The sequence below is a fragment of the Comamonas sp. MYb396 genome, assembly GCF_037479555.1.
Lineage (GTDB): Bacteria > Pseudomonadota > Gammaproteobacteria > Burkholderiales > Burkholderiaceae_C > Comamonas.
Genome location: NZ_JBBGYU010000011.1, coordinates 90,957 through 115,288 on the forward strand (window position 1 = coordinate 90,957; position 24,332 = coordinate 115,288).

Consider the following 24,332-nt stretch of genomic DNA (forward strand, 5'->3'; position numbering starts at 1 on the left):
TGAATAGAGGATGGTAAACGCATCCTGTCACTGGATTTATGGCGTATTGCGGTGGCAAAAATCGCAAATATGTCTTATGAAACAGGGAGGTAGCGAAGCAAGTAGGTGCATGACTATGTAGCATTGTGTAAATACCAGCATCCATATTTACCTACGTGGGCGGTGAGCAAGCGCTTGCATTTGACGCATAATAGATTAATGCTATTTTTGTTGTCGATCATTGGTACCCATGGTGCTCCGGAATAGAGTACAACTCATAGCTTGCGGTTCTGATGAAACACAGTGTGGCACTTTGTCCTCTTGGCGCTATAGCCAGGCGGTGCACAGGCCATGCACAATACGCGATTCGCACTAAAAACTGACATGACACTTACAGAGCTCAAATATATTGTTGCTGTCGCCCGTGAAAGGCATTTCGGCCGCGCCGCTGATGCCTGCTACGTGTCGCAACCAACCTTGTCTGTCGCCATCAAAAAGCTGGAGGAAGAACTCGAGGTCAAGCTGTTTGAACGCAGTGCCTCGGAAGTGTCGGTCACCAGTCTGGGTGACCAGATCGTGCGCCAGGCGCAAATCGTGCTGGACCAGGCCGCAGCGATCAAGGAAATTGCCAAACGCGGCAAGGACCCGCTCGCCGGTGTGCTCACCCTGGGTGTGATCTATACCATCGGCCCTTATCTGCTGCCCGAGCTGGTGCGCCAGTCGATTGAGCGCACGCCGCAGATGCCGTTGATGATCAACGAGAACATGACCGCCAAGCTGCTGGAAATGCTGCGTACCGGTGAGATCGACTGCGCCATCGTGGCCGAGCCCTTCCCCGATACCGGTCTGGCCATGGCCCCGCTGTATGACGAGCCATTCTTTGCGGCCGTGCCCAGCGTGCACCCGCTGGCCACGCGTGACAGCATCTCGGCCAGCGAGCTGAAGAACGAAACCATGCTGCTGTTGGGCGCTGGCCACTGCTTCCGTGACCATGTGCTCGAAGTCTGCCCCGAGTTCGCCCGCTACTCCAGCAACACCGAAGGCATCCGCCGCACCTTTGAAGGCTCGTCGCTCGAGACCATCAAGCACATGGTGGCTGCCGGCATGGGTGTGACCCTGGTGCCGCGTCTGTCGGTGCCCAAGGATGCGCTGGAAAAGGGTGTGCGCCGCCGCAAGTCGGACGAGACCCATATCCGCTACATCCCGCTGACCGACGAGATCAACGACGAGGCACCCAAGCGCCGCGTGGTGCTGGTGTGGCGCCGCAGCTTTACCCGCTACGAAGCCATTGCCGCGCTGCGCAATGCCATCTTCGCCTGCAACCTGCCAGGCGTGACCATGCTGCAAGCCTAAAGCGCGCTGCACGGTTTCTTTTGGACCCCATGCACGGCATGCCTGCATGGGGTTTTGTATTTTCTGGGGTGTTGTGAACGTGTTGTCTGTGTTGTTGCCGCTGCGGCGGCTGTTGTCGTTGGCCGCCGGCCGAGGTCTGTGCCGCCAGGGTCTGAGTTTTGCTGCTCTGATGCTTTTCGGTGCCGAGCAAGCGATGGCCCAGAGCAGTCAGCTGCCTGGGGGATCGGGCATTGTCTTTCAGGTCTTGGCCATGCTGGATGCCTGGATGCCGGCGCTGCTGGTTACCTGGTTGCTGGCAGGGGCGCTGGTTTGGCGCTGGCTGCCGCGCAGGCAGACGGCCGTGCTGTATGCCGCCAAGCAGTCCGTGGGCATGCCCTTGAGCGTGGCAGCGGGCTGCCTGCTGGTGTTTGCGATGCTGGCCTGGGTGGTGGTCTACCCGGAGCATGCCGGCCATGCCCGCTTGATGGCGGCCGATGCAGGGGCTCAGCAGTGGGCGCAAGACCATGTCTCGGCGCCGGTGCGTGAGGTTCTGCATGTGCTGACCGCTGCGGGCGATGTGCGCTGGCTGGTGGTCATGGTGCTGCTGGTGGCGGGCTGGTTGGCGCTGGGCGCGCAGTGGCATGCCTTGTGGGCCTGGGTGTTTTTTATCGGCCTCAATGGCCTGGCGGTGCGCCTTTTGAAAAACCTGCTGGACCGCGCCCGCCCCGAGGTGCTCCATGAGATGCTGACATCGGGCGCCAGCTTTCCCAGCGGCCACACCTCCGGCGCCGTGGTGGTCTATGGCCTGCTGTGGCTGGTGCTGCGCGGCCGGCTCTCGCCTGCTGCAAGCCGCGCTCTGGCCTGGGTCTGCGCTGTCCTGGTGGCCACCATCGCGCTCAGCCGCATCCTGCTGCAGGCGCACTTTGCCAGCGATGTGCTGGCGGGCGCGCTGCTGGGCTTGGCCTGGTGCGCGCTGGCGGCCATCGTGCTGGGGCGGGGCGGGCGCCAAAATTGACAAAGAGAGGGCACAGGGTAGCGCTGTGAGGCTATGCTTGCCGCCTATGTCTGCTGCTGCCCATCCCTCCATCTCGCTGTCTGAGCGCTTTGCGCTGTACCTGGATCTGATCCGCTTCAACCGGCCTGCCGGCTGGCTGGTGCTGGTCTGGCCTACCTTGGTGGCGCTGTGGGCGGCGTCGGGGGGCTTTCCGGGCTGGCATCTGGTGCTGGTGTTTGTGCTGGGCACATTTCTGATGCGCAGCGCCGGCTGCTGCATCAATGACATTGCCGACCGTAAGTTCGACCTGCATGTCAAACGCACGGCGCAGCGCCCCATCACCACGGGCAAGATTTCGGTGTTCGAGGCGGCGATGGTCGGCGTGGTCCTCACTTTGCTGTCGCTGGCACTGGTGCTGACCACGCGCTGGGAAGCGGTGGCCTGGTCGGTGCCTGCGGTGCTGTTCACCATCCTCTACCCATTTACCAAGCGCTTCTTTGCAATGCCCCAAGCGTTCTTGGGTATCGCCTTCAACTTTGGGGTGCTGATTGCATTTGCTGCCGTGCAAGGCCAGGTGCCGATGATGGCCTGGCTGCTGTGGCTCGCCAATATGTGCATGGTGCTGGCCTATGACACCGAGTACGCGATGGTCGACCGCGATGACGATCTGAAAATCGGCATGAAGACCTCGGCCATCACCTTGGGCCGTTTTGATGTTGCCGCCATCATGGCCTTCTTTGTGGTCTGCCTGGGCCTGACGGTGCTGGCGTTGGCTCCCTTGCAGCTGGCCTGGCCCTGGTGGCTGGGTGTGGCCGTGGCAGCCGCGCAGATGCTGTGGCACTACAGCCTTATCCGCCAGCGCACGCGCGAAGGCTGCTTTACGGCCTTCAGCAAAAGCCATTGGATTGGAGTGAGCCTGTTTGCCGGTGTGGCGCTTGCCTTTGCGCTGTGACCTGGCTGTGACCGGGTGGTGACAAGGGCGGCAATGTCGGTTTTTGGGAACGCTTACAGTTCCTGACACGGAGCTTTCATCGCCAGCGGCGACAAACGGAGGTTGTTTGCCACTCCCTCCTAAGCTGTCATGTTTGCTCTTCGCTCCATTTCGTCTGCATGCCGCGCCAGCGTGCGTGCATCCCAGGGCCTGTCGCTCGCCGCTGCCTTGCTGCTGGCTGCCAGCGTGCTGCCCGCTTCTGCACAGACCACCCTTGCCGCTGGTGAAGTGGCTGTTGTCGGTTTTGCTTCTACCTCACCCGATTCGGTCAGCTTGGTCTTGCTGCGTGATGTGGAGGCGGGTACCGAGATCCGTATTACTGATAACGGCTGGACCAGTGCTGGCGCATTTCGTACCGGCGAAGGCGTGCTGACCTGGCAGGCTACCACGGCACTGTCTGCTGGCACGGTCGTAACCATTACCTCCGCAGACAAGAACCCTCGCGCCGTCAACTATGGCTCTATCGCAGTCAAGGGCGCCTTCGATCTGTCCGGCTCTGGCGACAGTCTGCTGGTCTACCAGGGTGATGAGGCAGCTCCCAAGTTTCTGTATGCGTTGAACAACGTGACGGGCGGCACCTGGGACGGCGATGCCACCAATACCAACACCTCGGCGTTGCCACCAGGTCTGGTCAATGGCAGTACCGCGATTGCACTGGTCAAACAAAACAACTTTGCCTACGACACCACCAAGGGCGCTACTGAAGGCACCGCCACCGAGCTGCTGTCTGCCATCAGCACCGCCGCGAACTGGAAGGGTGGCGGCACGGCGCCTACGGCGATGACCGTGGTCGACCCGGATGCTGGTGAGACGGCAATGTTCACCCCGCTGCCCGCCACCACGGCCGGCAGCTCGGACGCCTCTGCCGGCATTGCGCTGGATGCCAGCTACATGGTGGTGGGTGACGACGAAGGCAATGTGCTGCGCGTCTACCCCCGTGGCGGCGGTGTGGCGATCAAGGAGTGGGAATTTGGCAGCCTGCTGGGGCTGAGCAAGGAGCTGGATCTGGAGGCCGGCACGCGCATCGGCAACACGCTGTATTTCACCGGCTCGCACAGCAACAAGTCCGATGGCAGCGAGGCAGACAACCGCGAGCACCTGTTTGCGGTCGATGTATCGGGCACCGGCGCCAACACGGAATTTACCTTCAAAGGCTCCTACGGTGCTCTGGAGACGCAGCTGACCACCTGGGACCGCACCAATGCCCATGGCAAGGGCGCCAACTACTACGGCTTTGTGGCCTCGTCGGCCGACAAGGTGCCACCCGAGTCCGCTGCAGGTTTCTCGATCGAAGGCATGGCGGCCACTGCTGATGGCCAGCTGCTGCTGGGCTTCCGCGCGCCGCTGGCCAGCGCGCAGCTGCGCAACCGCGCACTGATCATCCCGATCACCAACCCTGCCGCCATGGTGGCGGGCACGGCGCCTGTGCTGGGCGCGCCCATCGAGCTGAACCTGGGCGGGCGCGGCATTCGCGATATGCAGCGTACCGATGACGGCAAGTTCCTGATCCTGGCCGGCCCTCCGGGCAAGGCCGATCCCGCTGTCAACACGAACTTTGCATTCTTTGTCTGGGATGGCCCGGGCACCACCGTTGTGCAGCAACTGGACAATGTGCTGGACAACCTGCTGCGCAGCACCGGCGGCAGTTTTGAGACCCTGGTCAGCCCCACCAGCACCGCGCAAGGCACGACCGTGCAGCTGCTGCAGGACAATGGCGACACCATCTGGCCGGGCAAGGGCTCGGTCTCCAAGGATCTGCCTTTTGCAGACCAGCAGTTCCAGGGCAATACCGTCAAGCTCGGTGGCCCCGTCGCTGCCGACACCACCGCCCCCGTGCTGCAAAGCACCAGCCCGCTGCAAAATGCGGTGGAGGTCGGCAAGACGGCGGTGGTGCGCCTGCAGTTCAGCGAAACCGTGCAGCGCGGCAGCGGCAATATCTCGCTGATGGACGGTAGCACGGTGGTCGCCACGGTGCCGATGACCGATGCGCAAGTGACCATCGATGGCAGCGCGCTGAGCTTCAAGTACAGCGCGGGCTACCAGCCCGGCAAGACCTACAGCCTGGTGCTGCCCGCCGCTGCGGTGCAGGACACGGCCGGCAATGCCTTGGCCGCCGAGCAGAAGCTGAGCTTTACCATCAGCAATGCCGTGGCAGCGACTGCCAAGGTGCTGATCTCCGAGGTCAACTCCAATGCCGATGGTGGCGATTTCTTTGAGCTGTACAACTACGGCACCACGCCCGTGGACCTGACGAACTGGGGCTGGACCGACAGCAGCGGCGCAGTGCCGAGCAGCTTCCCTGTCGGCACCAGCCTGGCGGCCGGTGCGCGACTGGTGGTGTTGAACGAGACCACGCCCGAAGCCTTTCGCACTGCCTGGGGTCTGGATGCCGGCACGGCCGTCATCCTGGTCGCCGGCCAAGGCCTGGGCAAGGGTGATGCCGTCCTGGTGTACGACGCGAATGGCTTCGTTGCTGCGGCGATGAACTATGGCAACAAAGCACTTCCGGCGACTGACGGTTCGACTGTGGCGCCTGCCAAGAATTCCAGCGGAACGGCCGTCTCGACCAGTGACCACGCTGGCGCTGCGGTGCGCAATGCGGGCACCACGGTAGGCAATGGGGTGTCGGCCGTTTGGGATGGCAAGTCTACGTCCGAGCCGCGCTATACCGCTGCTGCTGTCGGTGTGCTTGACGGCTTTGCCCAGCCTTCGACGCCCGCCAACATTGGCTCGCCCGGCTACGCGCAGAACCTGGCGCCCGTGGTCACGACCCCCATCTCGGCCGTGCAAGGCTCGGGCGATGAGTCGCCACTGATGGGCCAGTCTGTAACGGTGCGCGGCATCGTGACCGCCTACTTGCCTGACCTCAGCGGCTTCTACATCCAGTCGCTGCCTGAAGACGACGACAAGAATGTCGAGACCTCCGAAGCCGTGTTTGTGTTCTACGGCAACACGCCCATTGCCGGCATCAGCGCCGACAGCGTAGGCCAGGCTGTGCAACTGACCGCCTCGGTCACCGAGTACAGGGGCCTGACCCAACTGGGCGGCAGCATTCTGAACTTCAGCGTGCTCAATGGCGGCGCCAAGCAGGCGCTGCCTGCGATGGTGGAGCTGAGTCTGCCGATGCCCGCCTATGCGAACTGGGAGCGCTACGAAGGCATGCGTGTGCGCATCACCGGCAGCACCGGCCCGCTGGTGGTGACGGACAACTACTACCTGGGCCGCTATGGCACCGTCAGCCTGAGTGACTCCGCCAAGCTGGTGCAGTACACCGAGCTGAATGCGCCCAGTGTGGCGGGTAACAGCGCCTACATGGAGACCGTCAAGCGCAGCCATATCGTGCTGGACGATGGCAGCAGCAAGCAAAACCCGGCCACCGTACTGGGGCGCAATGGCCAGGATCTGAGTGCCAGCAACACCTTGCGTGCGGGCGACAGCACCCCGGCGATTGAGGGCATTCTGGACCAGTTCGTCGACACGACGGTCGGCGCCCACCAGACCAGCTACCGCGTGCAGCCGCTGCAAAAGCCGGTCTTTACCGGCGCAGCGCGCCCCACGGTGGCGGACCTGCAGCAGGCCATCGGCAGCCCCACGGTCAAGGTGGCCTCGGCCAATGTGCTGAACTATTTCAGCACCTTGGGTACCACCAAGTTCAGCAACCCCTATGGCGATTCGCTGGAAGGCCGGGGTGCGGACAATGCGATTGAGTTGACCCGCCAAACCGACAAGATCGTCAGCAACCTGCTGGGTCTGGATGCCGATGTCTACGGTCTGATGGAGATCCAGAACAACGGCTTTGGTGCCGGCAGTGCCTTGGCTGCGCTGACCAAAGCCCTGAACGACAAGCATGGCAGCGAGGTCTATGACTATGTGAAGGGCCCCTTCAATGCGGGTGGCGGCAAGACGGCAGTCGCTGCCGGCCATGATGCGATCTCCGTCGCGGTGATCTACCGCAAGGACCGCGTCGCCCCCGTGGGCGTGCCGGCCGTGCCCGATGAGGCGCAGTACGATGCCTTCAACGCCACCTATGGCAACCGCGTGCCCCTGGCCCAGACCTTCGAGAAGACGCTGGCCGGCGGCGGCAAGGACCAGTTCACCGTGGTGGTCAACCACTTGAAGTCCAAGGGCAGTGTCAACGATCCCGATATCGGTGACGGCCAGGGTGCCAACAACCAGTCGCGCAAACGTGCCGTCGAGCAGCTGCAAGCCTGGCTGCAAGGCAACCCGACGCAAGCGGGCAATGGCAAGAATGTGCTGATGGGCGACTTCAACGCCTATGCCAAGGAAGACCCCATCTCCTATCTGGAAGGTCATGGCTACCAGAAGCTGGGCGCGGGCCAGTACTCGTACAGCTTCCAGACGCTGTGGGGATCGCTCGACCATGTGCTGGTCAGCTCGGCGCTCGCCAGCCAGGTGGGCAATGTGGTGAAGTGGCAGATCAATGCGGAAGAGCCTCCGGTCATCGACTACAACACCAACTTCAAGAGCGCTGCGCAAGTCAGCTCGTTCTACGCGGCCGATGCCTACCGCTCCAGCGACCACAACCCGATTGTGCTGGGCCTGAACCTGGAGGGCAGGCCTGTCGATCCCGAGCCAGAGCAGAACTTTGAGGTGGAGCTGCCAGCCGCTGGCGGCAGCGCTGCGGTGCAGTGGACCAGCGCGGACGCCTGCCGCCTGGCCCAAGCCCCGGTCGCTGTTTCGGCTGCCTCGCTGGGCACCTTGCCCCAAGGCCTGAGCGTGCCTTACGGCGCCCTGCAATGGACGGCCACCGGCTGCGCGATGGGTGGCAATGGCACGATGAGCATCGAGTACCCAGCAGCCCTGCCGGCCAATGCCAAGTACTGGAAGTACGGCCCCACCAAGGCCAACACCACGCCGCATTGGTACAACCTGCCATCGACCGTAAACGGCAATACGCTGACCGTGCAGATCGTCGATGGTGGTGATGGTGATGACGACATGGTTGCGAACGGCCAGATCGCGGATCCAGGTGGTGCTGGCTGGCTGGCCGATGTGCCGGTCGATCCAGGCACTCCCGTCGGTCCCGGCACGCCAGGCGCTGGCAGCGCTGTGCCGGTGCCGACCCTGGGCCTGTGGAGCCTGCTGAGCCTGAGCGGCTTGCTGGGTCTGCTGGCTGCGGGCCGCCGCCGCCTCGGTTTGAGCCGCTAAGCGCAAGCAGCCCTTGCGGCCCTCGGCCGCAGGGGCTCACCCGCTACCCAGGACTTGCTTGCAAGTCCTTTTTTCATGCCGGGCTGGCCGTGGGGTAGCGGCGAAAAACGCACCGAGCGCAGACAAAAAAGCGGCCATCGATAGATGGCCGCTAACACTGGAGTCGCAGGAAAAAAACGTTAATTTTTTCGAAGCAGGTCGTGGAGGCTTCGAAAAAATGTCTCAAATCATGGTGTTGTGTAAGGCAGAGTTTAATCCAAAGTATCAAACACTGCATCATCCGGGCCTACAAAAGCCGGAGAACGCCAGGTGACATCGCGCAAATTACGGGCAATCTGGCTCTCGACGCCCATCAAAACGGCAAACAAAGCCATGCGCACAGGGATGCCATTGTCGGTCTGGCGGAAGATCGCCAGGCGCGGATCCAGGTTCAAATCGGTGGACAGATCGTTGGCACCGGCGCGGGCATCGCGCGGCAGCGGGTGCATGATGATGGTGTCCGGTTTGCAGACCGCATCGACCAGCGATTTCTGCACCTGGAACTCGGGCGTGTAGCCCTCGATGTTCTCACCGGCAAAGCGCTCCTTCTGGATGCGCGTGGCGTAGACCACGTCGGCGCCCTTGAGGTCTTGCAGCGAGGTCGAGACCTCCACCACATGGCCATTGGTCGAGGCCAGCTCGATCAGGTAGGCGGGCATCTCCAGCGAGCTGGGCGAGATCAGGGTGAACTTCATGCCCTTGTAGAGCGACAGCAGGCGGATCAGCGAATGCACCGTGCGGCCGTACTTCAGATCGCCCACCATCGCGATATGGGCGCCGTCCATCAGCTTGCCCAGGCGCGAGAACTCGCGCTGGATGGTGTACATGTCCAAAATCGCCTGGCTGGGGTGCTCGCCGGGGCCGTCGCCGGCGTTGATGACGGGGATGTTGGTCGCACGTGCAAACTCGGCGACCGAGCCTTGCTCGGGGTGGCGAATGACCAGCGCATCGACATAGCCGGCCATCACGCGGCTGGTGTCATAGATCGATTCGCCCTTGGCCATCGACGAGAAGGTAAAGCCGGTGGTGTCGCAGACCGAGCCGCCCAGGCGGCTGAAGGCGGCGCCAAAGCTCACGCGGGTGCGGGTGCTGGCCTCAAAGAACAGGCTGCCCATGACGGCGCCTTCGAGCACACGGCAGACCTTGTGGCGGCGGGCAATGGGCTGCATCACATCGGCGATGCGGAACAATTCTTCCAGGCTTTCGCGCTCGAGCTGGGCCACCGACAGCAGCTGCGGCCGGCCATCGGCCGACATGCGCTCGGCCAGCGGGCGGTGGTGCTTCTGGGCGTCATGGCCCTCGGCTTCGCGGAACAGGATCTCGGAGACAAACTTCTGTGCCATGTCGGGCATGGCGCGGGCTTCGCCCGAGGCCTCGGGCAGCAGCCAGGTGTCCAAGGTGCGGCGGCGCACGCCCAGGCGCTCGGCAAAAGCGTCGCGCGTCAAGTTCAAACGGCGCATTGCGTCGCGAAGAAAATCCTGTTGGCTGTCCATGACCTGGCTCCGTGCAAAGGTGTGAATGCGGCTGAATTATACGCTTTGCGTTTGACTTCTGTGTGAAATATACGCAATGCGTTTTTAATTTGTCGCAGATGGCACGGTGGCCCTTGCAGGCCCGGGGGGCCAGGCCCCAGGCCGCAATGCCAGGGCGCGCCGCCTTCACCCGGGGCGGCGCGCTGGCTGCGGCGTTTTAACCGCCGAACTCGTCGCCCAGCGCCTTGGCGCGGCGCTCGGCGGCATGCATGGCGCCGATGAAGTGGGCGGCGATATCGGCAGCCCGCATGTGCTCCAGCGCAGCAAAGGTGGTGCCGCCCTTGCTGGTAACGCGCTCACGCAGCACCGAAGGGGCTTCGCCCGACTGCGCGGCCAGGGCCGATGCGCCGCTGAAGGTGCCGATGGCCAGCTGCAGCGCCTGCTCGGCGGGCAGGCCCATCTCCACGCCGGCTTGCTGCATGGCCTCGAGGAAATAGAACACATAAGCAGGGCCCGAGCCCGAGAGCGCGGTGACGGCGTCGAGCTGCGACTCCTGCTGCACCCAGACCAGCTGGCCGGTGGTGGTGATGATCTGCTCGGCCAGCTGCTGCTGGGCAGCGCTCACCTGCGGGCGCGCAAACAGCCCCGTCATGCCCTGGCCCACCAACGCCGGGGTGTTGGGCATGGCGCGCACGATCTGGTCATTGCCCAGCCACTGGGCAATGCTGTCGCTGCGGATGCCGGCGGCCACGCTCAGGTGCAGCGCATGGCGGCTGTGGTCGGCCACGGCGGCAGCGGCCTGGGCAAAGGTTTGCGGCTTGACGGCCCAGACAATGACCTGCGCCTGCGCCAGGCTGCTGTCAGCGGCGGGCAGCGCGGTGATGCCAAATTGCTGCTGCAGCACTTGGCGCTGGGGCTCGTAGGGCTCGACGACCTGGATGCGGTCTTGGGGCAGGCCCTGGCGGATCAGGCCGCCGATGATGGCGCTGGCCATGTTGCCGCCGCCGATGAAGGCGATGGCGGGAAATTGGGACAGATCGGTAGTGGACATGGCGGCAGGTGCAAACAAAGAGAGAGGGGCAAAAACCAGCGCGTGCTGCTGTGGCTGCCACTATAGCGGCGGCCCGCGCAAAGCTCAAACCGCTGGCGCGGCAAGCCATGCGGGGCGCACAGGTTTTGCTATCAATTTCAATTGCGATGCGATTGCTCGGCCTGGCCGGATGTGTTGCCCGATGCGCTGGCGCAGACCGGTGTCTCGACCAGCGCCAGAAACTGCGTGACTTGGGCTGGGTTGAAGTTGTTGTCGCTGACCAGCAGCAGCACGCGCTCGCCGCTGGCCAGGCGCGGGCCCCAGGTCATGCCTTCGAGGTTGTCCACGGTGCGCAGGCCCAGCTGCGCAAAATCCAGCAGCAACTCCTTGTGGGCGGGGGTGTATGCCGCGTCCTGCAGCGCATCGATGGCCAAGGTGTCGCTGGCCTCCTGGGTGTTGATGCGGTAGAGGCGTGCAGAAAAACCGGCGCCCAGCACATAGGCGCGCTCGAGCACCAACAGGTGGTCGGGCCCATCGGCCAGGATTTCGCTCACGCCATTGATCGCAATGAGCGGCAGCAGCAGGTTGTCCTTGGGCAGCGCGTCGGGGATATAGGCGATCTGGCGCACAGGCTGCTGGCTGGCCAGGTCGTACTGGGTGATGCGCAGCGGCCCGCCAGTCTGGCCCCGGCGCGGCAGCGGGCCGTCCTGGCGCAAGGCGCCTTCCATCGATAGCCAAAGGCTGCGCTGGTCGTCGCTGATTGCGATGCCCTCCAGGGTCATGTTGTTGCGTGGGCCCCGGCCGGTTTCGGGCTGCAGCGGGCCTTGCAGCAGCGCGGGCAGCGGCCAGGTTTTTTGCCATCTGCCATCGAGCCCGGCCTGCTGCAGCGAGGGGCCAAAGCCGCGTGCAAAGTCGCCTTCGCTGCTCCAGACCACGCTGCGCCCGCCGGGCAGCAGCCGCAGCGCTTCGGGGTCAGGCACGGCCGTGTCCGCTGCCGCCGTCCGGCTGCTGGGGTAGGGCCTGCCTGCCGGTGTCTGCAGGTACTGCTGGCCGGTGATGCTGACCTGCTGCAGGCCGCTGGTGTTGTAGCGGATACGGGCCTGGTACCAGCGGGCGCTGTCCTTGGCCGAGCGGTCGTCGCTTACCAGGTAGTAGCTGTCATCGGCAGGGTTGTAATCGATCGACGAGAGCCCGCCGATGGGCACACCGGCCCAGTGGGTGTCCAGTGGCCAACGCTGCTCGCCCAGCAGCTGCAAGGCGGGGCTGCCCGGGGCATGGCAGGCGACGGCACCTGGGGTGTTGGGGGATGGAGAGATGGGGGCCTGGGCGGGCTCGGGAGAGGTCTTGCAGCCAGTCAAAAGCAGCAGCACAACAGAGAGCGACAGCGCGTTGAATAGACCGAACGAATAATGTATTTGAATATTGATTTTCATAGCATTTTCAGCAAGTGTAGCGCGCTTGTTGCACCGGCAATTGTTGACATTTTCAAACGCGACTCGCTCCTTATCATCTCGGCTACTAGGGCTCGCCTGTGTGTGCGTTGCATGCCGCGGGTCTGACTGATGAAGGGGTAAGAGAAATGACATCCAACCTGCAAAAATGGTCGGCAGAATGCCTGGGTACGTTCTGGCTGACCTTTGGCGGCTGCGGCAGCGCGGTGCTGGCCGCTGCTTTTCCTGAGCTGGGTATTGGCCTTTTGGGCGTGTCGCTGGCCTTTGGCCTGACGGTGCTGACCGGCGCCTATGCCTTTGGCCCGATCTCGGGCGGCCATTTCAACCCGGCCGTCTCGGTCGGCTTGACGGTGGCCGGGCGTTTCAAGGCTTCGGACCTGCCGGGCTATATCATTGCCCAGGTGCTGGGTGCGATCGTGGCGGCCGGCCTGCTGTACCTGATTGCCAGCGGCAAGGCAGGCGCGCAGGTCACCGATCTGGCCACCAATGGCTTTGGTGAACACTCGCCAGGCAAGTTCTCGATGCTGGCCGCGCTGCTGACCGAGGTGGTGCTGACGGCGGTGTTCCTGCTGGTGATCCTGGGCTCGACCACGAAGAAGGCGGCCGTGGGCTTTGCCGGCATGAGCATTGGCCTGTGCCTGACCTTGATCCACCTGATCTCGATCCCCGTGACCAATACCTCGGTGAATCCTGCACGCAGCACCGGTCCTGCGCTGTTTGGCCCCGCCATCGCGTTGGAGCAGCTGTGGCTGTTCTGGCTGGCGCCGATTGTGGGTGCCGTGATCGGTGCGCTGATCCACCGCGCCTTGCTGCGTGGCGACGAGGAATAAGCGGATCCCATTGAAGGCATAGACAACAACAGGGGCTGCGGCCCCTGTTGTCGTTTTGGGAAAAGCCGTTTAGCGCGCCGTGGTCTGGCGCACCGCCTGTTCCCAGCGTGCCATCAGCGCATCGGCGCGCGCCTTGTCCTGCGTGGGCATAAAGCGGCGCTCGGCCTTCCATAGCGCCGACAGCTCTTCGCTGTTTTGGTAGATGCCCGTGGTCAGGCCCGCCAGGTAGGCGGCGCCCAGCGCAGTGGTCTCCACGCAGGCCGGGCGCACCACCGGAATGCCCAGCAGATCGGCCTGGAACTGCATCAGCAGGTTGTTGACGCTGGCGCCGCCATCCACACGCAATTCCGTCACCGGCTGGCCGCCGTTGGCGACGGCATCGAGGCTCATGGCCTGCAGCAGCGCGGCGCTTTGGTAGGCAATGGATTCCAGCGCAGCCCGCGCAATATGGGCCACCGTCGTGCCACGGGTCAGGCCGGTGATGGTGCCTCGGGCATCGGCGTCCCAGTAGGGCGCGCCCAGGCCGGTAAAGGCGGGCACCATCATCACGCCACCGCTGTCGGGCACGCTCTCGGCCAGCTGCTGCACCTGGCCGCTGTGCTCAATGGCGCGCAGGCCATCGCGCAGCCACTGCACGACGGCGCCGCCGACAAAGACGCTGCCTTCGAGTGCAAACTGCGGGGTGGTGTCGGTCTGCGCGGCGCTGGTGGTCAGCAGGCCATTGCGCGAGGGGTGGAACTGCGCTCCGGTGTGCATCAGCATGAAGCAGCCGGTGCCATAGGTGTTCTTGGCCATGCCCGGCGCAAAACAGGCCTGGCCAAACAGCGCGCTTTGCTGGTCGCCGGCCATGCCGCCAATGTGGATGGCCGCGCCCAGTACCTGCGCGGCGGTATCGCCAAAATGGCTGGCCGAGGGCTGCACCTCGGGCATCAGCGAGCGCGGGATGTGCAAGAGGTCCAGCAGTTCCTGGTCCCAGGTATTGCTGTGCACGTTGAACAGCATGGTGCGGCTGGCGTTGCTGACATCGGTGACATGGCGCTGGCCCTGGGTCAGCTGCCAGACCAGCCAGGTGTCGACCGTACCAAAGGCCAGCTCGCCGCGCTCGGCAGCGGCGCGCGCGCCGGGCACATGGTCGAGCAGCCACTGCAGCTTGGTGCCCGAGAAATAGGCATCGACCAGCAGGCCGGTTTTTTCCTGGATCAGCGCGGCATGGCCATCGGCGCGCAGCTGGGCGCAGACGGGCTCGGCGCGGCGGTCCTGCCAGACCAGCGCATTGTGGATGGGCTGGCCGGTCTTGCGGTTCCAGACGATGGTGGTCTCGCGCTGGTTGGTGATGCCCAGGCTGGTGACCTGGCTGGCGCTGATGCCGGCGGCCTTCAGCGCTTCTTGCGCGGTGGCCAGCTGCGTGCCCCAGATCTGCATCGGGTCGTGCTCCACATGGCCGGGGCGGGGGTAGATTTGCGGTAGCTCGCGCTGCGCCTGGGCCACGATGGCGCCCTGGCGGTCAAACACGATGGTGCGGGAGCTGGAGGTGCCCTGGTCCAGAGCGAGCAGATAGGTCATGTCTCAAGGCCGGTCTGAGCCGGTATTCAATCAAGTCAACAAAGGGGCCGGGGGCGGTGCCCCACCGTCAGGCGACGGTGCAGCGCACATGGGCTTCCTGCAGCAGCCGGGGGAAAGGATCGGGCGGCGGGGCATCGGTAAACAGCCGGTCGATGCGCGAGAGCGGGCCCACCTCGACCATCGCCGGGCGGCCAAACTTGCTGTGGTCGGCCGCCATCCAGACCTCGCGTGCCTGGTCCATGATGGTCTGGGCCACTTTCACTTCGCGGAAGTCATAGTCGCGCAGGCTGCCGTCCGATTCAATGCCGGAAATACCGATGAGCGCAATGTCCACGCGGAACTGGCGGATGAAGTCCACCGCAGCCTCGCCGATGATGCCCCGGTCGCGGCCGCGCACCACGCCGCCAGCGACGATCACTTCACAATCGGCATTGCTGCTCAAGGTCGCTGCCACATTGAGGTTGTTGGTGATGATGCGCAGCCCCCGGTGCTGCATCAGCGCGCGGGCAATCGCCTCGGTCGTGGTGCCGATGTTCAGGATCAGCGAGCAGTTGTGCGGCACCTGGGCAGCCACGGCCTGGGCGATGCGGGTCTTGCCGTCGGCATTGAGGGCTTCGCGCTGCTGGTGGGCGAGATTTTCTGTGGTGGAGTTGGGCACGCGCACGCCGCCATGAAAGCGCGTGAGCACCCCGGCTTCGGACAGCCGCTGCACATCGCGGCGCACGGTCTGCAGGGTCACGCCCAGAAAGGCGGCCAGCTCTTCGACGGTGGCCGAGCTGCGGCGCTGCACCTCTTGCAAGAGCAGCAGTTGGCGAGGGTTGCTGTTGTAGAGCTCCGTCATGGCGTGGGTCTGAAACGAATAAAAACGAAAACTCCCGCCAATATAGTGCAAAACGCAACAGTTCGGCGGGGTGCCTGCCGCCCGCCCCCGGGCGCAGCCACCGCAGCAGCCCATGGCTGGCGGCTGGTTTTGTCATCAGATTGGCATGCCAGGCTGGCATGCTGCGCCGCTGAGATCTTGGGGTTCGCCCACAGCAAATTTGCCAATAACGAACAAAAAAGATCAAAAACGAATAAAATTTAGAGACAAAAGCGCAAAAGCGAATCTCGCTTCCAGGCTTTGGCACTTTGCGGCGTTCCTGGCCAGACCTGGCGCGCCGCAACCCTCAGACCTTCTTTTCTATTTCGCATGTCCACTGCTGCTGCTCCGCTGTCTGTTCACCGTACTGATTTGCTGGCCCGCCTGGGCGCCACGCCGGTATTTGACCTGGTGGTGGTGGGGGGCGGGGCCACGGGGCTGGGGGTGGCGCTTGATGCGGCCGCGCGCGGTTTCAAGGTGGCGCTGCTTGAAGCGATGGACTTTGCCAAGGGCACCTCGTCGCGCGCCACCAAGCTGGTGCATGGCGGTGTGCGCTACCTGGCGCAGGGCAATATCTCGCTGGTGCGCGAGGCCTTGCATGAGCGCACGACCTTGCTGAACAACGCGCCGCATATCGCCCAGCCGCTGGCCTTTGTGATGCCGTCCTACAAGATGCTGGACACGCCGTTCTATGGCATTGGCCTCAAGATGTACGACGCGCTGGCGGGCAAGGCGGGCCTGGGATCCACGCAGTTTCTGTCGGCCGGCGCCACGCGCCGCCTGCTGCCCACGGTGCAGGACAAGGGTTTGAAGGGCGGCGTCAAATACTGGGACGGCCAGTTCGATGATGCCCGCCTGGCCATCGCGCTGGCCCGCACGGCCGCAGCCAAGGGCGCCTTGCTGGTCAACTACTGCCCGGTGATGGAGCTGATCCAGGAAGAGGGCCGGGTCGCTGGCGTGGTCTGCAAGGATGCCGAGTCCGGCCAGCGCTACACGGTGCGTGCGCGCTGCGTGGTCAACGCCACGGGGCCCTGGGTGGACCACCTGCGCCAGCAGGATGCCGAGATGATGGGCAAGCCCGTCAAGCCCATGGTGGCGCCCAGCCAGGGCGTGCACCTGGTGGTGGACCGCGATTTCCTGCCCTCGGACCATGCCCTGCTGGTGCCCAAGACGGCCGACGGCCGGGTGCTGTTTGCGGTGCCATGGCTGGGCAAGGTGATTCTGGGCACGACCGACACCCCGCGCCATGACCTGGCGCGCGAACCCCGGCCTTTTGACGAAGAGCTGAAGTTCATCTTGAGCGAGGCGGGCAAGTACCTCAGCCGCGCCCCCACGATGGCCGATGTGCGCAGCATGTGGGCCGGCCTGCGCCCGCTGGTCAAGCCGCAGGATGACGATGGCGAAAACACCAAGGGCATCAGCCGCGAGCACACGGTGCTGACCAGCAAGTCCGGCATGGTGACGGTGACCGGTGGCAAGTGGACCACCTACCGCGCAATGGCAGAAGACGTGCTCAACGCCTGCTTCGATGCCCAGCGCCTGCCGCGCAAGCCCGGTGGCGTGACCGTGAAGCTGCCGCTGGTGGGCACGCCCGCATCGGGCCGCGCCCAGCACAGCATGCACATGGCCCAAGGTATGCACTCCTATGGCAGCGAGGCCGAGTTTGTTGCCACGCTGCCGGGTGCCGATGTCTGGCTGGCCAATGGCCTGAGCGAGGCCATGGTGCGTTTTGCTGCGCGCTATGAATATGCACGCACTGTCGAAGACGTGCTTGCCCGCCGCAGCCGCCTGCTGTTTTTGGATGCCCGCCTGGCCGCCAAGCTGGCCCCGCGCGTGGCCGAGATCTTGCAGGAAGAATTGGGGTCGGATACGGCCCTGACCGCCTTCCTGGTGCTGGCGCAGCAGTACGCCGGCGAAAAAGTGGCGTAAAAATACAAATTTACCGCTGGTTTGGGTGCGCGCCCTTGACGAGGTGTGCTAGCTCTGACACAATGGAGGGCTTCGCGTTTAATGCGCGAGGTTTCTGCCCAGGAGAAGCATCGTAAATGGTTGCGGTGTGGACGACGGGCCCAAGACTGACTGGCTGCTTGGCTGTCCATGAGGATTAATTCTTATTGGGCTGTCTGGTCTGCTGGTGCAAGTTGGGAATATTGAAATGATCCAGACAGAATCTCGACTCGAGGTTGCCGACAATACCGGCGCGAAGTCTGTCCAGTGCATCAAAGTGCTGGGTGGTTCGCACCGTCGCTATGCGAGCGTTGGTGACATTATCAAGGTGAGCGTGAAAGAAGCTGCTCCACGTGGACGCGTCAAAAAAGGCGAGATCTACAGTGCAGTGGTGGTGCGTACCGCAAAGGGTATTCGCCGTGCTGACGGTTCGCTCGTCAAATTCGATGGCAACGCCGCTGTGTTGCTCAACGCCAAGCTGGAGCCTATCGGCACCCGCATCTTTGGCCCCGTGACCCGTGAACTGCGTACCGAAAAGTTCATGAAGATCGTGTCGCTGGCCCCCGAAGTTCTCTAAAGGAATAGCACTATGAACAAGATTCGCAAGGGCGACGAAGTTATCGTGCTGACCGGCCGTGACAAGGGCAAGCGTGGCACCGTGACCCTGCGTGCGGATGACTCCCACCTGGTGATCGAAGGCATCAACATGGTGAAGAAGCACGTCAAGCCAAACCCCATGAAGGGCACCAACGGCGGTATCGTGGAAAAGGCCATGCCTATCCACCAATCCAACGTGGCTATCTTCAATGCGGCAACCGGCAAGGCTGATCGCGTGGGCATCAAGGTGAACGCCGACGGCGCACGTGTTCGCGTGTTCAAGTCCAATGGCGCTGAAATCGCAGCCTAAGGAGTAAGACATGGCAAACGTTGCACGACTGCAAAAACAATTCCGTGAGCAAATCGCTCCCGAACTGATGAAGAAGTTCGGCTACACCTCCTCCATGGAAGTGCCTCGCCTGACGAAGATCACCCTGAACATGGGTGTGAGCGAAGCCGTCTCCGACAAGAAGGTGATGGACAACGCCGTGGCTGACCTGACCAAGATTGCTGGTCAGAAGCCTGTGGTGACCAAGGCCAAGAAGGCTATCGCTGGTTTCAAGATCCGCGAAGGCCAAGCTATCGGCTGCATGGTGACCCTGCGTGGCGTTCAGATGTATGAATTCCTGGACCGTTTCGTCACCGTGGCTCTGCCCCGCGTGCGTGACTTCCGTGGTATTTCTGGCCGCGCCTTTGATGGCCGTGGCAACTACAACATCGGCGTCAAAGAACAAATCATCTTCCCTGAAATTGAGTACGACAAAGTCGACGCACTGCGTGGTCTCAATATCAGCATTACGACGACTGCGAAGAATGACGACGAGTGCAAGGCACTGTTGCAGGCTTTCCGCTTCCCGTTCAAGAACTGAGGTGATGCATGGCTAAACAAGCACTGATCCAACGCGAACTGAAGCGTGAAAAGCTGGCTGCCAAGTACGCAGCCAAGTATGCAGAACTGAAGGCCATCGCCGGCGACGCAAAGCGTTCCGACGAAGAGCGTGATGCAGCCCGTCTGGGCCTGCAAAAGCTGCCTCGCAATGCAAACCCCACTCGTCAACGTGCACGTTGCGAAATCACGGGTCGTCCCCGTGGCACTTTCCGTCAATTCGGTCTGGGCCGCGCCAAGATTCGTGAACTGGCATTCGTCGGCGCCATCCCTGGCGTGACCAAGGCCAGCTGGTAAGCAGTCAGGAGATTAAACATGAGCATGAGTGATCCAATCGCTGACTTGCTGACCCGTATCCGTAACGCACAAATGGTGTCCAAAGCCACCGTGCTGGTTCCTTCCTCCAAAGTGAAGGTTGCCATTGCACAGGTTTTGAAGGACGAGGGTTACATCGATGGCTTCGAAGTGAAGACCGAAGATGGCAAGTCTGAACTCGCAATTACCTTGAAGTACTACGCCGGTCGCCCAGTGATCGAGCGTATCGAGCGCGTAAGCCGTCCTGGCCTGCGTGTGTACAAGGGCTGCACTGCAATTCCTCAAGTCCAAAACGGCCTGGGTGTTGCAATCGTGACCACGCCTAAGGGTGTGATGACCGATCGTAAAGCGCGCGCTGCCGGTGTCGGCGGTGAAGTGCTTTGCTATGTGGCTTAACGCGGCATTGAAGGAGAAATACTGACATGTCCCGTGTAGCAAAAATGCCTGTGAGCATCCCCCAAGGTGTGGATGTCTCCATCAAGGAAGACCAAATCAGCGTCAAGGGCGCAGGCGGCACGCTGCTGCTGACCCCTAACGCCCTGGTCAAGGTTTCCAACAACGACGGTAAGCTGGCTTTCGAGCCGGTGAATGACTCCCGTGAAGCCAATGCCATGAGCGGCACCATGCGTCAGCTGGTGAACAACATGGTGGTTGGTGTGAGCAAGGGCTTCGAGAAGAAGCTGTCTCTCGTCGGCGTGGGTTACAAGGCCGCTGCTTCTGGCAGCAAGCTGAACCTGAGCGTTGGTTATTCCCACCCAGTCAACTTTGAAATGCCTGCTGGCATCACCGTGGCCACCCCTACCCCTACGGAAGTGGTGATCAAGGGTGCTGACCGCCAACGCGTTGGTCAGCTGGCAGCTGAGATTCGTGCCGTTCGTCCTCCCGAGCCTTACAAGGGCAAGGGCATCCGTTATGCGGATGAGAAGGTCACGATCAAAGAGACTAAGAAGAAATAAGGAGCTGCATCATGTTGAACAAGAAACAGCAGCGTCTTCGTCGTTCCCTGCAAACCCGTATCCGCATTGCCAACCAAGGCGTTGCGCGTTTGACGGTGAACCGTACGAACCTCCATATCTATGCCACGATCATTTCCGGCGACGGCACCAAGGTGATTGCAACCGCATCTACGGCAGAAGCCGAAGTGCGCAGCAACCTGGGCGCAGCTGGCAAGGGTGGCAACACCGCCGCAGCTACTCTCATCGGCAAGCGCATCGCTGAAAAGGCGAAGGCAGCTGGCGTTGAGAAGGTTGCATTCGACCGTGCAGGTTTCGCCTACCACGGCCGCGTCAAGGCTCTGGCTGATGCAGCCCGCGAAGCCGGCCTGCAGTTCTAAGCGGAGTGGATAGAAATGGCTAAATTTTCCCCCAAAGTGCAAGACCAGGCGAATGACGACGGTTTGCGCGAAAAAATGATCGCGGTCAACCGCGTCACCAAGGTTGTGAAGGGTGGTCGTATTCTCGGCTTCGCTGCACTGACCGTGGTTGGCGATGGTGACGGCCGCGTTGGCATGGGCAAGGGCAAGTCCAAGGAAGTGCCTGCTGCCGTGCAGAAGGCTATGGAAGAAGCCCGTCGCAACATGATCAAGGTTTCGTTGAAGAACGGCACCCTGCATCACAAAGTGATGGGTCACCATGGCGCTGCCAACGTGATGTTGGCTCCTGCCCCCAAGGGTACCGGTATCATCGCCGGCGGCCCCATGCGCGCCGTCTTCGAAGTTCTGGGTATCACCGATATCGTGGCCAAGAGCCATGGTTCGTCGAATCCCTACAACATGGTTCGCGCCACTTTCGACGCTTTGAACAACTCCACGACCCCTGCGGAAGTGGCTGCAAAGCGTGGCAAGTCGGTTGAAGACCTGTTCGTCTGATCGGAGTCACTATGACAACGCAACAAACTGTGAAGGTCCAACTGGTGCGTAGCCCGATTGGTACCAAAGAAGACCACCGCGCCACCGTGCGTGGTCTGGGTCTGCGCAAGCTGAACAGCATCAGCGAACTGAAGGACACCCCCGAAGTGCGCGGTATGATTAACAAGATCGCCTACCTGGTGAAGGTTCTCTGAAAGGATTGATGATGGAACTCAATAGCATCAAGCCTGCAGCAGGTGCCAAGCACGCCAAGCGTCGCGTGGGTCGCGGTATCGGTTCGGGTCTGGGTAAGACCGCCGGCCGTGGTCACAAGGGTCAAAAGTCGCGTTCGGGTGGCTACCACAAGGTAGGCTTCGAAGGCGGTCAAATGCCTTTGCAGCGTCGCCTGCCCAAGCGCGGTTTCAAGTCCACCACGTTGAAGTTCAACGCCGAAGTCTCCCTGGCTGCTCTCGAGCTGCTGGGTGCTGCGGATGTGGATCTGGCAGTGCTCAAGCAAGCCGGTCTGGTTGGCCAACGCGCCAAGGTCGTCAAGGTGATCAACACCGGTGCTCTGTCCAAGGCTGTCAAGCTGAACGGCATTGGCGCCACCGCTGGTGCCAAGGCTGCGATCGAAGCTGCTGGCGGTAGCGTCGCCTAACACTTTCTGAAAGATTCATCAGTGGCTACGAACACCGCAACTATTGCAAAGACCGGTAAATACGGCGATCTGCGTCGTCGTTTGGTTTTTCTGTTGCTGGCGCTGATCGTCTACCGCATCGGAGCTCACATTCCGGTGCCTGGTATCGATCCCAACCAGTTGCAGCAGCTGTTCAATAGCCAACAGGGTGGCATTCTCAACCTGTTCAACATGTTCTCGGGCGGAGCGCTCTCGCGCTTCACCGTGTTTGCACTGGGGATCATGCCGTACATCTCGGCATCGATCATCATGCAATTGATGACCTACGTCGTCCCGACATTCGAACAGATGAAGAAGGAAGGCGAAGCCGGCCGTCGCAAGATTACCCAGTACACCCGTTACGGTGCATTGGCGCTTGCGCTGTTCCAGTCGCTCGGCATTGCCGTGGCACTGGAAGGCACTGCCGGTTTGGTCCTCAGCCCTGGTTTCGGGTTCCGTCTTACCGCTGTGGTCAGCTTGACCGCTGGTACGATGTTCCTGATGTGGCTGGGTGAACAGATCACCGAGCGTGGTTTGGGCAACGGGATCTCGATCCTGATTTTCGCCGGTATTGCTGCGGGTCTGCCCAGCTCCATCGGTGGATTGCTCGAATTGGTGCGTACTGGTGCGATGAGCATCATTGCCGCGATCTTCATCGTTCTCGTAGTGGCAGCCGTGACGTACTTCGTCGTGTTTGTCGAGCGTGGACAGCGCAAGATCCTGGTGAACTACGCGCGCCGTCAGGTTGGAAACAAGGTGTATGGTGGTCAGTCTTCGCACTTGCCACTGAAGCTGAACATGGCTGGTGTGATTCCTCCCATCTTCGCTTCGTCGATCATCTTGCTGCCTGCCACTGTTGTGAACTGGTTCAGCGCTGGCGAATCGATGCGTTGGCTCAAGGACATTGCTAGCACGCTGACTCCTGGTCAGCCCATCTATGTGATGTTCTATGCCGCAGCGATCATCTTTTTCTGCTTCTTCTATACGGCCTTGGTTTTCAACAGCCGCGAAACGGCCGATAACCTGAAGAAGAGTGGTGCCTTTATTCCCGGGATTCGACCAGGGGATCAGACAGCACGTTATATTGATAAGATTTTGGTGCGTTTGACGCTTGCGGGTGCTGTTTACATCACCTTCGTGTGTCTGCTGCCAGAGTTCTTGATCCTGAAGTACAACGTTCCGTTCTATTTCGGTGGCACTTCCTTGTTGATCATCGTGGTGGTGACCATGGACTTCATGTCCCAGGTCCAGAACTACATGATGTCTCAGCAGTATGAGTCGCTTCTGAAGAAGGCGAACTTCAAGGCCTCAGCCAAAAACTGAGATCGACAGGAAAGTGTGCCCTCCAGTCTGTTCGGGCTAAATATTTGAAATGCCGTCACAGACTGGAGCGGATGGAAGTTTTAGGAGAATGAAATGAGAGTTTCAGCTTCGGTAAAGAAGATTTGCCGTAACTGCAAGATCATCCGTCGCAAGGGTGTCGTACGCGTGATCTGCACCGACCAGCGCCATAAGCAGCGCCAAGGTTAATCTAAAGTATTAGAGGACACAAATGGCACGTATTGCTGGTATTAACATCCCTCCGCACAAGCATGCGGAGATCGGCCTGACCGCTATCTATGGCATCGGTCGCACCACCGCTCGCAAGATCTGCGAAGCCGCTGGTATCGACTACGCCAAGAAAGTCAAGGACTTCACGGACGCTGATCTGGAAAAGATCCGCGACGCAATCGCTCACCTGACCCTGGAAGGTGACCTGCGCCGTGAAACCACGATGAACATCAAGCGTTTGATGGACATCGGCTGCTACCGCGGTTTCCGTCATCGTCGTGGTCTGCCCATGCGTGGTCAGCGTACCCGCACCAATGCCCGTACCCGCAAGGGTCCGCGCAAAGGCGCAGCGGCTTTGAAGAAATAAAGAGATTGAAGGTACACAATGGCTAAGTCTCAGAACAACGCAGCTGCACGTGTACGTAAGAAAGTTCGCAAGAACATTTCTGACGGCATTGCACACGTTCACGCTTCGTTCAACAACACCATCATCACGATCACCGACCGCCAAGGCAACTCGTTGTCTTGGGCTTCGTCGGGTGGCCAGGGTTTCAAGGGCTCGCGTAAGTCGACGCCTTTCGCAGCCCAGGTTGCTTCCGAAGTGGCCGGCCGTGCTGCCATGGAACAGGGCATCAAGAACCTGGACGTCGAGATCAAGGGCCCAGGCCCAGGTCGCGAGTCTTCGGTGCGTGCTCTGGGTGCACTGGGCATCCGCATCACGTCGATCTCCGACGTGACGCCAGTCCCGCACAACGGCTGCCGCCCTCAAAAGCGTCGTCGTATCTAACTCACCATAAGCCCACCG

At 61.8% G+C, this 24,332-nt stretch carries 25 protein-coding genes; 20 read left to right on the forward strand and 5 right to left on the reverse strand.

The features are described from left to right. The first annotated feature begins 363 nt into the window (after positions 1 to 363). The 4 genes from WH265_RS21675 (at position 364) to WH265_RS21690 (ending at position 8,465) form a co-directional block, all read left to right on the forward strand. A complete protein-coding gene (locus WH265_RS21675; RefSeq protein ID WP_021028298.1) occupies positions 364 to 1,332 on the forward strand; it encodes a LysR substrate-binding domain-containing protein in 969 nt (322 codons plus the stop codon). A 193-nt stretch (positions 1,333 to 1,525) separates the two neighbouring features. Next, on the forward strand, positions 1,526 to 2,326 hold the full coding sequence (locus tag WH265_RS21680) for a phosphatase PAP2 family protein (protein ID WP_339559629.1): 801 nt from the start codon (positions 1,526 to 1,528) through the stop codon (positions 2,324 to 2,326). Positions 2,327 to 2,372: 46 nt separating this feature from the next. After that, on the forward strand, positions 2,373 to 3,257 hold the full coding sequence (gene ubiA, locus WH265_RS21685) for a 4-hydroxybenzoate octaprenyltransferase (RefSeq protein WP_021028300.1): 885 nt from the start codon (positions 2,373 to 2,375) through the stop codon (positions 3,255 to 3,257). 129 nt (positions 3,258 to 3,386) lie between these two features. Further along, a complete protein-coding gene (locus WH265_RS21690; protein ID WP_339559630.1) occupies positions 3,387 to 8,465 on the forward strand; it encodes an ExeM/NucH family extracellular endonuclease in 5,079 nt (1,692 codons plus the stop codon). A gap of 251 nt (positions 8,466 to 8,716) precedes the next feature. Here the strand turns inward: WH265_RS21690 and WH265_RS21695 are convergent, their stop codons facing one another. From WH265_RS21695 to WH265_RS21705, 3 genes are all read right to left on the reverse strand, one after another. Then, a complete protein-coding gene (locus WH265_RS21695; protein ID WP_021028302.1) occupies positions 8,717 to 9,997 on the reverse strand; it encodes an aspartate carbamoyltransferase in 1,281 nt (426 codons plus the stop codon). Between the two features lie 196 nt (positions 9,998 to 10,193). Next, positions 10,194 to 11,027: a pyrroline-5-carboxylate reductase gene (gene proC / locus WH265_RS21700; RefSeq protein WP_339559631.1), complete on the reverse strand. Its 834-nt coding sequence runs from the start codon at positions 11,025 to 11,027 to the stop codon at positions 10,194 to 10,196. 137 nt (positions 11,028 to 11,164) lie between these two features. Continuing rightward, a complete protein-coding gene (locus tag WH265_RS21705; RefSeq protein ID WP_339559632.1) occupies positions 11,165 to 12,439 on the reverse strand; it encodes an esterase-like activity of phytase family protein in 1,275 nt (424 codons plus the stop codon). A 146-nt stretch (positions 12,440 to 12,585) separates the two neighbouring features. On the opposite strand from WH265_RS21705, the gene aqpZ reads away from it, so the two are divergent. Continuing rightward, on the forward strand, positions 12,586 to 13,287 hold the full coding sequence (aqpZ, locus tag WH265_RS21710) for an aquaporin Z (protein ID WP_339559633.1): 702 nt from the start codon (positions 12,586 to 12,588) through the stop codon (positions 13,285 to 13,287). Positions 13,288 to 13,356: 69 nt separating this feature from the next. Here aqpZ and glpK read toward each other — a convergent pair whose 3' ends face one another. Together glpK and WH265_RS21720 are read right to left on the reverse strand one after the other, a co-directional pair. After that, positions 13,357 to 14,850: a glycerol kinase GlpK gene (gene glpK, locus WH265_RS21715; RefSeq protein ID WP_339559634.1), complete on the reverse strand. Its 1,494-nt coding sequence runs from the start codon at positions 14,848 to 14,850 to the stop codon at positions 13,357 to 13,359. Between the two features lie 67 nt (positions 14,851 to 14,917). Next, positions 14,918 to 15,691 carry a DeoR/GlpR family DNA-binding transcription regulator gene (locus WH265_RS21720; RefSeq protein ID WP_021028305.1) on the reverse strand — a complete coding sequence of 258 codons (774 nt, stop codon included), beginning with the start codon at positions 15,689 to 15,691 and terminating at the stop codon, positions 14,918 to 14,920. Positions 15,692 to 16,039: 348 nt separating this feature from the next. Here WH265_RS21720 and WH265_RS21725 point away from each other — a divergent pair, with 348 nt between their 5' ends. The 15 genes from WH265_RS21725 (at position 16,040) to rpsK (ending at position 24,314) form a co-directional block, all read left to right on the forward strand. After that, entirely contained in the window at positions 16,040 to 17,638 is a 1,599-nt protein-coding gene (locus WH265_RS21725) for a glycerol-3-phosphate dehydrogenase/oxidase (protein WP_312986262.1), read from the forward strand. 226 nt (positions 17,639 to 17,864) lie between these two features. After that, positions 17,865 to 18,233 carry a 50S ribosomal protein L14 gene (rplN, locus tag WH265_RS21730; RefSeq protein ID WP_003050500.1) on the forward strand — a complete coding sequence of 123 codons (369 nt, stop codon included), beginning with the start codon at positions 17,865 to 17,867 and terminating at the stop codon, positions 18,231 to 18,233. Between the two features lie 12 nt (positions 18,234 to 18,245). Next, a complete protein-coding gene (rplX, locus tag WH265_RS21735; RefSeq protein WP_021028307.1) occupies positions 18,246 to 18,563 on the forward strand; it encodes a 50S ribosomal protein L24 in 318 nt (105 codons plus the stop codon). A gap of 10 nt (positions 18,564 to 18,573) precedes the next feature. Further along, positions 18,574 to 19,122, forward strand: a complete 549-nt coding sequence (gene rplE, locus WH265_RS21740) for a 50S ribosomal protein L5 (RefSeq protein ID WP_021028308.1) — start codon at positions 18,574 to 18,576, stop codon at positions 19,120 to 19,122. A gap of 8 nt (positions 19,123 to 19,130) precedes the next feature. Beyond that, positions 19,131 to 19,436 (forward strand): 30S ribosomal protein S14, encoded by a 306-nt coding sequence (rpsN, locus tag WH265_RS21745; protein ID WP_021028309.1) that lies wholly within the window; start codon positions 19,131 to 19,133, stop codon positions 19,434 to 19,436. A gap of 18 nt (positions 19,437 to 19,454) precedes the next feature. Next, positions 19,455 to 19,850: a 30S ribosomal protein S8 gene (gene rpsH, locus WH265_RS21750; RefSeq protein WP_021028310.1), complete on the forward strand. Its 396-nt coding sequence runs from the start codon at positions 19,455 to 19,457 to the stop codon at positions 19,848 to 19,850. A gap of 26 nt (positions 19,851 to 19,876) precedes the next feature. Then, positions 19,877 to 20,410, forward strand: a complete 534-nt coding sequence (gene rplF, locus WH265_RS21755; protein ID WP_027011216.1) for a 50S ribosomal protein L6 — start codon at positions 19,877 to 19,879, stop codon at positions 20,408 to 20,410. Between the two features lie 11 nt (positions 20,411 to 20,421). Continuing rightward, complete coding sequence (gene rplR, locus WH265_RS21760) at positions 20,422 to 20,787, forward strand: 50S ribosomal protein L18 (RefSeq protein WP_021028312.1); 366 nt, start codon at positions 20,422 to 20,424, stop codon at positions 20,785 to 20,787. 15 nt (positions 20,788 to 20,802) lie between these two features. Beyond that, positions 20,803 to 21,321, forward strand: coding sequence for a 30S ribosomal protein S5 (gene rpsE / locus WH265_RS21765; protein ID WP_027011217.1), 519 nt, complete (start codon positions 20,803 to 20,805; stop codon positions 21,319 to 21,321). An 11-nt stretch (positions 21,322 to 21,332) separates the two neighbouring features. Continuing rightward, the gene (gene rpmD, locus WH265_RS21770) at positions 21,333 to 21,515 is read left to right on the forward strand and encodes a 50S ribosomal protein L30 (protein WP_021028314.1); all 183 of its coding nucleotides are present in this window, start codon (positions 21,333 to 21,335) and stop codon (positions 21,513 to 21,515) included. Between the two features lie 11 nt (positions 21,516 to 21,526). Next, complete coding sequence (rplO, locus tag WH265_RS21775) at positions 21,527 to 21,958, forward strand: 50S ribosomal protein L15 (protein WP_027011218.1); 432 nt, start codon at positions 21,527 to 21,529, stop codon at positions 21,956 to 21,958. 21 nt (positions 21,959 to 21,979) lie between these two features. Beyond that, positions 21,980 to 23,299: a preprotein translocase subunit SecY gene (gene secY / locus WH265_RS21780; protein WP_021028316.1), complete on the forward strand. Its 1,320-nt coding sequence runs from the start codon at positions 21,980 to 21,982 to the stop codon at positions 23,297 to 23,299. Positions 23,300 to 23,392: 93 nt separating this feature from the next. Continuing rightward, complete coding sequence (gene rpmJ / locus WH265_RS21785) at positions 23,393 to 23,506, forward strand: 50S ribosomal protein L36 (RefSeq protein WP_003050535.1); 114 nt, start codon at positions 23,393 to 23,395, stop codon at positions 23,504 to 23,506. A gap of 22 nt (positions 23,507 to 23,528) precedes the next feature. Continuing rightward, positions 23,529 to 23,894: a 30S ribosomal protein S13 gene (gene rpsM, locus WH265_RS21790; protein ID WP_021028317.1), complete on the forward strand. Its 366-nt coding sequence runs from the start codon at positions 23,529 to 23,531 to the stop codon at positions 23,892 to 23,894. 18 nt (positions 23,895 to 23,912) lie between these two features. Then, positions 23,913 to 24,314, forward strand: a complete 402-nt coding sequence (rpsK, locus tag WH265_RS21795; RefSeq protein WP_021028318.1) for a 30S ribosomal protein S11 — start codon at positions 23,913 to 23,915, stop codon at positions 24,312 to 24,314. Positions 24,315 to 24,332: the final 18 nt, after the last annotated feature.

Coding starts and splice junctions, on each gene's coding strand:
- WH265_RS21675 (WP_021028298.1), top strand. CDS start 364: ATGACACTTACAGAGCTCAAATATATTGTTGCTGTCGCCCGTGAAAGG.
- WH265_RS21680 (WP_339559629.1), top strand. CDS start 1,526: ATGGCCCAGAGCAGTCAGCTGCCTGGGGGATCGGGCATTGTCTTTCAG.
- ubiA (WP_021028300.1), top strand. CDS start 2,373: ATGTCTGCTGCTGCCCATCCCTCCATCTCGCTGTCTGAGCGCTTTGCG.
- WH265_RS21690 (WP_339559630.1), top strand. CDS start 3,387: ATGTTTGCTCTTCGCTCCATTTCGTCTGCATGCCGCGCCAGCGTGCGT.
- WH265_RS21695 (WP_021028302.1), bottom strand. CDS start 9,997: ATGGACAGCCAACAGGATTTTCTTCGCGACGCAATGCGCCGTTTGAAC.
- proC (WP_339559631.1), bottom strand. CDS start 11,027: ATGTCCACTACCGATCTGTCCCAATTTCCCGCCATCGCCTTCATCGGC.
- WH265_RS21705 (WP_339559632.1), bottom strand. CDS start 12,439: ATGAAAATCAATATTCAAATACATTATTCGTTCGGTCTATTCAACGCG.
- aqpZ (WP_339559633.1), top strand. CDS start 12,586: ATGACATCCAACCTGCAAAAATGGTCGGCAGAATGCCTGGGTACGTTC.
- glpK (WP_339559634.1), bottom strand. CDS start 14,850: ATGACCTATCTGCTCGCTCTGGACCAGGGCACCTCCAGCTCCCGCACC.
- WH265_RS21720 (WP_021028305.1), bottom strand. CDS start 15,691: ATGACGGAGCTCTACAACAGCAACCCTCGCCAACTGCTGCTCTTGCAA.
- WH265_RS21725 (WP_312986262.1), top strand. CDS start 16,040: ATGTCCACTGCTGCTGCTCCGCTGTCTGTTCACCGTACTGATTTGCTG.
- rplN (WP_003050500.1), top strand. CDS start 17,865: ATGATCCAGACAGAATCTCGACTCGAGGTTGCCGACAATACCGGCGCG.
- rplX (WP_021028307.1), top strand. CDS start 18,246: ATGAACAAGATTCGCAAGGGCGACGAAGTTATCGTGCTGACCGGCCGT.
- rplE (WP_021028308.1), top strand. CDS start 18,574: ATGGCAAACGTTGCACGACTGCAAAAACAATTCCGTGAGCAAATCGCT.
- rpsN (WP_021028309.1), top strand. CDS start 19,131: ATGGCTAAACAAGCACTGATCCAACGCGAACTGAAGCGTGAAAAGCTG.
- rpsH (WP_021028310.1), top strand. CDS start 19,455: ATGAGCATGAGTGATCCAATCGCTGACTTGCTGACCCGTATCCGTAAC.
- rplF (WP_027011216.1), top strand. CDS start 19,877: ATGTCCCGTGTAGCAAAAATGCCTGTGAGCATCCCCCAAGGTGTGGAT.
- rplR (WP_021028312.1), top strand. CDS start 20,422: ATGTTGAACAAGAAACAGCAGCGTCTTCGTCGTTCCCTGCAAACCCGT.
- rpsE (WP_027011217.1), top strand. CDS start 20,803: ATGGCTAAATTTTCCCCCAAAGTGCAAGACCAGGCGAATGACGACGGT.
- rpmD (WP_021028314.1), top strand. CDS start 21,333: ATGACAACGCAACAAACTGTGAAGGTCCAACTGGTGCGTAGCCCGATT.
- rplO (WP_027011218.1), top strand. CDS start 21,527: ATGGAACTCAATAGCATCAAGCCTGCAGCAGGTGCCAAGCACGCCAAG.
- rpmJ (WP_003050535.1), top strand. CDS start 23,393: ATGAGAGTTTCAGCTTCGGTAAAGAAGATTTGCCGTAACTGCAAGATC.
- rpsM (WP_021028317.1), top strand. CDS start 23,529: ATGGCACGTATTGCTGGTATTAACATCCCTCCGCACAAGCATGCGGAG.
- rpsK (WP_021028318.1), top strand. CDS start 23,913: ATGGCTAAGTCTCAGAACAACGCAGCTGCACGTGTACGTAAGAAAGTT.